This is a genomic window from Streptomyces milbemycinicus (assembly GCF_002154605.1).
Taxonomy (GTDB): Bacteria; Actinomycetota; Actinomycetes; order Streptomycetales; family Streptomycetaceae; genus Streptomyces; species Streptomyces milbemycinicus.
The window spans coordinates 1-6,769 of record NZ_MUNE01000483.1; the positions used below are offsets into that span (position 1 = coordinate 1).

General features: G+C 76.4%; 2 protein-coding genes. Both read left to right on the forward strand.

What is annotated here, in order from left to right:
* Positions 1-5,558: type I polyketide synthase (locus CCN51_RS34535; protein ID WP_107426133.1), on the forward strand; the 5,558-nt coding region annotated here is incomplete at its 5' end.
* A partial coding sequence (locus CCN51_RS34540) for a beta-ketoacyl [acyl carrier protein] synthase domain-containing protein (RefSeq protein ID WP_143675978.1) occupies positions 5,555-6,769 on the forward strand: 1,215 nt, incomplete at its 3' end. The genes CCN51_RS34535 and CCN51_RS34540, both read left to right, overlap by 4 nt.

Genomic DNA, 6,769 nt, shown 5'->3' on the forward strand with positions numbered 1-6,769 from the left:
ATGTGGCGGTACTGCGCTCGGCCACCACCACTGTCGCCGCCCTGCACCACTCCGTGGCCCCGGCCGCCGCGGACTTCTTCCGCCGCGCCGCGGCCGCGCTGCGCGAGCGCCTGGGCGTGGCCCCGCCCGGGCGGGGCGAGCGGGAGGCCCCGGCGCCGCTCGACGTGGCCGTGGTCGGGATGGCCTGTATGTTTCCACGCGCCCCCGATCTCGCCACGTTCTGGGCCCATGTGGTCGGCGGCGTCGACGCCGTGACCGAAGTGCCCGTCGAACGCTGGGACCCCGCCGTCCACTACTCCCCCGACGAGGCCCACGGCGCCACGGCGTCCGCCGGTGGCACGGCATCCACCAATCCCACGGCGTCCAACGGCGCCACCGCCTCCAAGTGGGGCGGCTTCCTGCCCCCGATCCCGTTCGACCCCCTGCGCTACGGCATCCCCCCGGCGTCCCTGGGCAGCATCGAGCCGGTCCAGCTGCTGGCGCTGGAGGCGGCGCGGCGGGCCCTGGAGGACGCCGGATACCATGCGGCGCCCGGCGAGGAGCGGGGCGGCCCCGGCAGCGCGGGTGGCCGGGCCTTCGACCGCTCCCGTACGTCGGTCGTCTTCGGCGCCGAGGCGGGCAGCGATCTGTCCAACGCCCAGACGCTGCGCGCCGTACTGCCGTCCTACTTCGGCACGGTGCCCGAAGGACTGGCGGAGCAGCTGCCCGAGCTGACCGAGGACTCCTTCCCCGGCATGCTCGCCAATGTCATCGCCGGGCGGATCGCCAACCGGCTCGACCTCGGCGGCGCCAACTACACGGTGGACGCGGCCTGCGCCTCCTCCCTGGCCGCCGTCGACGTGGCCTGCAAGGAGCTGGTCGGCGGCACCAGCGACCTCGTGCTGTGCGGCGGCGCCGACCTGCACAACGGCATCAACGACTACATGCTCTTCTCCTCCGTGCACGCGCTGTCCCCGACGGGCCGCTCGCGCACCTTCGACGCCTCGGCGGACGGCATCGCGCTCGGCGAGGGCGTCGCATGCGTGGTGCTCAAGCGGCTGGCGGACGCCGAACGCGACGGCGACCGCGTATACGGCGTGATCAAGGGCGTCGGCAGCTCCAGCGACGGGCGGTCGCTCGGGCTCACCGCACCCCGGCCCGAGGGCCAGCGGGCCGCGCTGGAGCGCGCCTACCGCAACGCCCGGCTCTCCCCCGCGGACGTCGGTCTCGTCGAGGCCCATGGCACCGGCACGGTCGTCGGCGACCGCACCGAGCTGTCCATCCTCACCGAAGTGTTCACCGCCGCCGGGGCCACGGCCGGCGGCTGCGCGCTGGGATCCGTCAAGTCGCAGATCGGGCATACGAAATGCGCCGCGGGCCTGGCCGGTCTGGTGAAGACCGCGCTGTCCCTGTACACCGGTGTCAAGCCGCCCACCTCGCAGCTGCGCCACCCCAACGCCTCCTGGGACGCGAAGAGCAGCCCCTTCGCCTTCCACACCGAGGCAGCACCCTGGGTGGCCCCGCCCGCCGAGCGGATCGCCGGGCTCAGCGCCTTCGGTTTCGGCGGCACCAACTTCCACGTCGTCCTGTCCGCCCACGACGCCGGCCCGCCCCCGGCCCACGCCCTGGACGCCTGGCCCGCCGAGCTGTTCACCTTCCGCGGTACGGACCCGGCGGCGGCCCTCCGCGCCGTCGAAGAGACGCTGGCGCTCGCCGAGGCCAACCAGGCCGCCGGGTCGCCCTGGCGGCTGCGCGACGTCGCCCTCGCCGCCACCACCCGCTCCGACGCCGGTCAGGGCCCGGTGTGGGCCGCCGTGGTGGCCACCGCCCCGGACGGGCCCGCCGGGCCGGCGGCGCTGCTGCGGCGGGTGCTGGCGGGGGAACACGACCCGGCCGCGGGGATCTATCTGGCCGGGTCGGCCGACTCGGCAGACCGGGATGGTCTGACCGGTACGGAGGGCGGTGGTGACCCATCCGCCGACGACGGCGCGGGGCGAGGCCCTGGCCCCGGTCCCGGCCCTGGCCCTGGCCCCGGCCCCGGCCCCGGCAAGGTCGCCTTTCTCTTCCCGGGACAGGGCAGCCAGCGGCCCGGCATGTTCGCCGACCTGTTCGTCGCCTTCCCCGAACTCCACGGCCACGCGCGGCTCGCCCGATCCCACGCCTCCGCCCTCCACCCACCGGCCGCCTTCGACGAGCCGGAACGGGCCGCGCAGCGGGCCAGGATCACCGATACCCGGGTGGCCCAGCCGGCGCTCGGCGTCGTCGGCCTGGCCGCACACTCGCTGCTCGCCGCGGCCGGAGTCCGCCCCGACATGGCCGCCGGGCACAGCTACGGCGAGCTGGTCGCGCTCTGCGCGGCGGGCGCGCTCGACCCGTCCGCGCTGCTGGAGCTGAGCGCCGAGCGGGCGTCCGCGATCCTGGACGCCGCACAGGCCGCGGGCCCGGAGCCGGGCACCATGGCGGCGGTGACCGCGAGCCGCGAGGACGTCGAGCGCGTCCTGCGCCACGGCGGGCTCACGGGCCAGGTGGTGGCCGCCAACCACAACGCACCGCGCCAGACCGCGATCTCGGGGCCGCGGCGGGAGGTGGACGCCGCGGTCGGACTGCTGCGGGACGCCGGGTATCCGGTGAAGCGGCTCCAGGTCGCCTGCGCCTTTCACAGCCCGCTGGTGGCCACGGCCGGCGAACGGTTCGCCAAATCCCTCGCCCGACAGCCGATTCATCCGCCCGAATACCCGGTCTGGGCCAACCGCACGGCAACCCCGCACGGCAGCGGGCCGGACGCCATACGCGCGGAACTGGCGGCCCAGATCGGCGCGCCGGTCCGCTTCGTCGAGCAGATCGAGGCGATGTACGAGGCGGGGGCCAGGATCTTCGTCGAGGCGGGGCCCGGCACCGTGCTCACCCGGCTGGTCGGGGAAATCCTCGGCGACCGTCCGCACCGCGCCATCGCCTTCGAGGGGCGGCGCGCCGGCGCGCGGGCCGTGAACGGCGGCGTCGGGGTCGGGGTCAGTCCCGGTCCGCGCGGGCTGTACGGCTTTCTCGACGCTCTGGCTCAACTGGCCGTCGCCGGGCTGCCGGTGCGTACCGGCTGGATGTTCCGCGGCCGCGACGCCGTGAACGCCGGCCGCGCCCCGGCGCCGAAGCGGCCCGGCTGGACGGTGGACGGGCAGCTGGTCCGTACCGCCGTGGGTGAACTCCTGCCCGGCGCGCTGGCGCCGGCCCGACGTGTCGAGGAGGCGGCGGTGAGCCAGACGGACCGGGACGCGCTGATCCTGGAGTTCCTGAGAACCAGCCGGGAGATGGTGGCGGCCCAGCGCGATGTGCTCCTCACCCATCTCGGGGCCACACCGGGAGCCAGGCCCGCCGGTCCCGTCGCGCCCGCGGTTGCGGGTGTGGCGGGAGCGGTGGAGGCGGGAGCGGTGGAGGCGGGAGCGGTGGAGGCGGCAGCGGCCCTCCCGCCACAGCCCCTGAGCGGACCGACGCCGTTGCCTGTGCCTGCCGAGGCGGTCGCAGCCGTGGAGCCGGTGGCGGTCACCGAGGCGGACGTGGCCCGTATGGTCGCGCAGATCATCAGCGAGCGCACCGGGTACCCGGTCGACATGATCGAGCCGGATCTCGACCTCGAGGCGGATCTGAGCATCGACTCGATCAAACGGGCCGAGATCGCGGGCGAGCTGGCGGCCCGCCTGGGCGTGGGTGGCACGGGCGGCAGCGGTGCGGCGGCGCTCGCGGACGAAGAGCTCGAAGAGCTGACGAAGGCCCGTACCACTGCCGCGGTCACCGCCTGGCTCACGCCTCGGCTGAGCGACGACGCGGCGGCGACCGACGGCACCGACGCCGGGCCGAACGGCATCGCCGCGGCGGTGGGGCCCGGGCCACAGACCACCGCCGGGCCCGGGGGCGCCGGTCCACGGGACGACAGCGCCCCGACGGCCGGCGTGCCCACGGCCACCGGTCCGGAGGAGGCCATCGAGTCCCCGGCGGGTGCGCCACCGCCGAGCAGCCCCGCCGTCAGGGGCGTGGCGCCGAAGCGGATGCGGCTGCGGTCCGTGCCGCTCGGCGGGGGCGGGGCGCTCGGCGAGCCCTCGACCGCCCTGTCCGGCAGGCGGTTTGTGCTGCTGGGCGATGACGAGACCCTGGCCGAGGCCGTCGCGGAACGGCTGCGAGGGTGCGGCGCCGAGGCCGTGGCCCTGGCGGGCGGGCATCTTCTCGGCGAGGGCGAGGGCGAGGGCGAGGGGCAGGGCGAGGGCGAGGGCGACGGTCCGTCCCCCGGCCACCGCTGGGAGGTGCCCCCTGACGGGGTGATCCTGCTCCAGCCGTCGGCCACCTCCGGCGCGCCCGTACTGCCCACGGCGTTCCCCGTCCTGCGGGCGGCCCTGGCGCGCGGGCCGCGGTGGCTGTTGGCCGCGCGGCGAGCGGACCCGCTCGATGTCGCGACGGCCGGGCTGCACGGCCTGTTCCGCAGCGTCGCCCGGGAGTACCCGCGGACGGTGGCCACCGTCGTCGACCTCCCCGCCGACGCACCCGCCACCGCCGTCGCCGACGCGCTGCTGGAGGAGGTGTTCGCCCCGGACCACCCACCCGTCGTGCTGCGCACCGCCGAAGGGCGGCACGGGCTGGAGCTCGTGGCGAGCGGCTTGGGCGTCCTCGGCACCTCGGGCGCGGGACCCGCCGGGGACGGGGCGGCGGAGGCCGCGGCCATCGGCCTCGACCGCGATTCGGTGATCGTGCTGGTCGGCGGGGCGCGAGGGATCACCGCGCGGTGCGCGGCGGCTCTCGCGGCCGCCACCCGCTGCCGTATCGAACTGCTCGGCCGCACCCCCGTAACCGCCGGGCCCGAGGACCCGGCCACCGCCGGGGCCCGGGACGAGGCCGCGCTGCGCGCGGCGCTCGCCGCGGGCGGCGGCCGAAGGCCCGCCGAGATCCAGCGGGAGGCGGCCGGGATCCTGGCGCGGCGTGAAGTGGCCGCCACGCTGAGGGAGCTGACCGAACTCGGGGCCCGGGCGCGCTACCGGTCGGTCGACTTCCGTGACCCCGACGCGGTGCGCCAGGCCGTCAAGGAGATCCACGCCGACCACGGCCGGCTGGACGGCGTCGTGTACGCGGCAGGGGTGATCGAGGACCGGCTGATCGAGGAGAAGTCCGCCGAGTCCTTCCAGCGGGTCTTCGACACGAAGGCGGGCGGCGCGCGCTCGCTCCTGGACGCGCTGGAGGAGCTGCCGGGCGGACCGGACGGCAGCCGCGGAGGGCCGTTGTTCGCGGTGCTCTTCGGCAGCGTCTCCGCCGTCCTCGGCAACCGGGGCCAGGCCGACTACGCGGCGGCCAACGACGCGCTGGAGACCCTGGGCGCGCGGTGGGCGGCCCGCACCGGCCGCCGGGCGCTGACGGTCCATTGGGGGCCCTGGGCGCCCACGGGCGGGCACGCCGGGATGGTCAGCCCCGCGCTCGCGCGCGAATACGCGAGGCGTGGCGTCGAGCTCATCGACCCGGAGGAAGGGGCGCTGGCCCTGCTGCGCGAGCTCGCCTGGGGCGAGGAGTCCGACCGGGCCGTCGTCTACACGGCGTCGAGCTGGTGACCGTGGCGTACGACGACGAAGGCGGCGGCCGCAGACCCCCGGTGGCGATCGTCGGGATGGCCGTGCTGCTGCCCGGCGCGCCGGACCTGGGGACGTACTGGCGCAACCTCGTGACCGGTGTGGACGCGATCACCGAGGTCCCGGCCCAGCGGTGGGACGCCGGGTTCTACGCCCCCGAAGGCGGGCGCGGCCCAGCCGCGGCCACCACCGCCGACCGGGTGTACTGCCGCCGCGGCGGATTCGTCGACGGGCTCGCCGAGGTCGAGGTCACCCGCTTCGGAATCATGCCCGCCTCCGTCCCGGGCACCGAGCCCGACCAGCTGATCGCCCTGCATGTCGCGGCCGCGGCCGTCGCCGACGCGGGCGGCGAGGAGCGGCTGCCCGACCGGGGGCGGGTCGGGGTGGTGCTGGGCCGCGGCGGCTATCTCACGCCCGGTCTGGTCCGCCTCGACCAGCGGGTACGCACCGCCCACCAGCTCGTACGCACGCTCGGCGAGCTGCTGCCCGGCCTCGGTGCCGACCAGTTGGAGCGAGTGCGGACCGCGTTCACCGAACGCCTGGGCCCCGACCGCCCCGAGGCTGCCATCGGCCTGGTGCCCAACCTCGCCGCCTCGCGGGTGGCCAACCGGCTCGATCTGCGCGGCCCCGCGTACACCGTGGACGCCGCCTGCGCGTCCTCGCTCGTCGCCATCGACCAGGCCGTGGGCGAACTGGCCTCCGGCCGGTGCGACGCGGTGCTGGCGGGCGGGGTGCACCACTGCCACGACATCACCCTGTGGAGCGTCTTCGCGCAGCTCCGCGCGCTCTCGCCGAGCGAGCGCATCCGCCCCTTCCACCGCGAGGCCGACGGGATCCTGATCGGCGAGGGCACCGGCGTCGTGATGCTCAAACGGCTGGCGGACGCGCTCCGGGACGGCGACCGGGTGTACGCCGTCATCAGGGGCACCGGGGTGGCCGGCGACGGCCGCGCCGCGGGTCTGGTCACCCCGGACCCGGGCGGCCAGACACGGGCGGTACGACAGGCGTGGCGGGCGGCCGGGCTCGATCCGCGCGCGCCCGGCTCGCTCGGGCTGCTGGAGGCGCACGGCACCGCGACGCCCGCCGGTGACACGGCGGAACTGGCCACGGTGGCGGAGGCCTTCGGCCCCGCGACCGGCGACGCCGCCGACCGCGCCGTGATCGGGTCGGTGAAGTCGATGATCGGCCACACC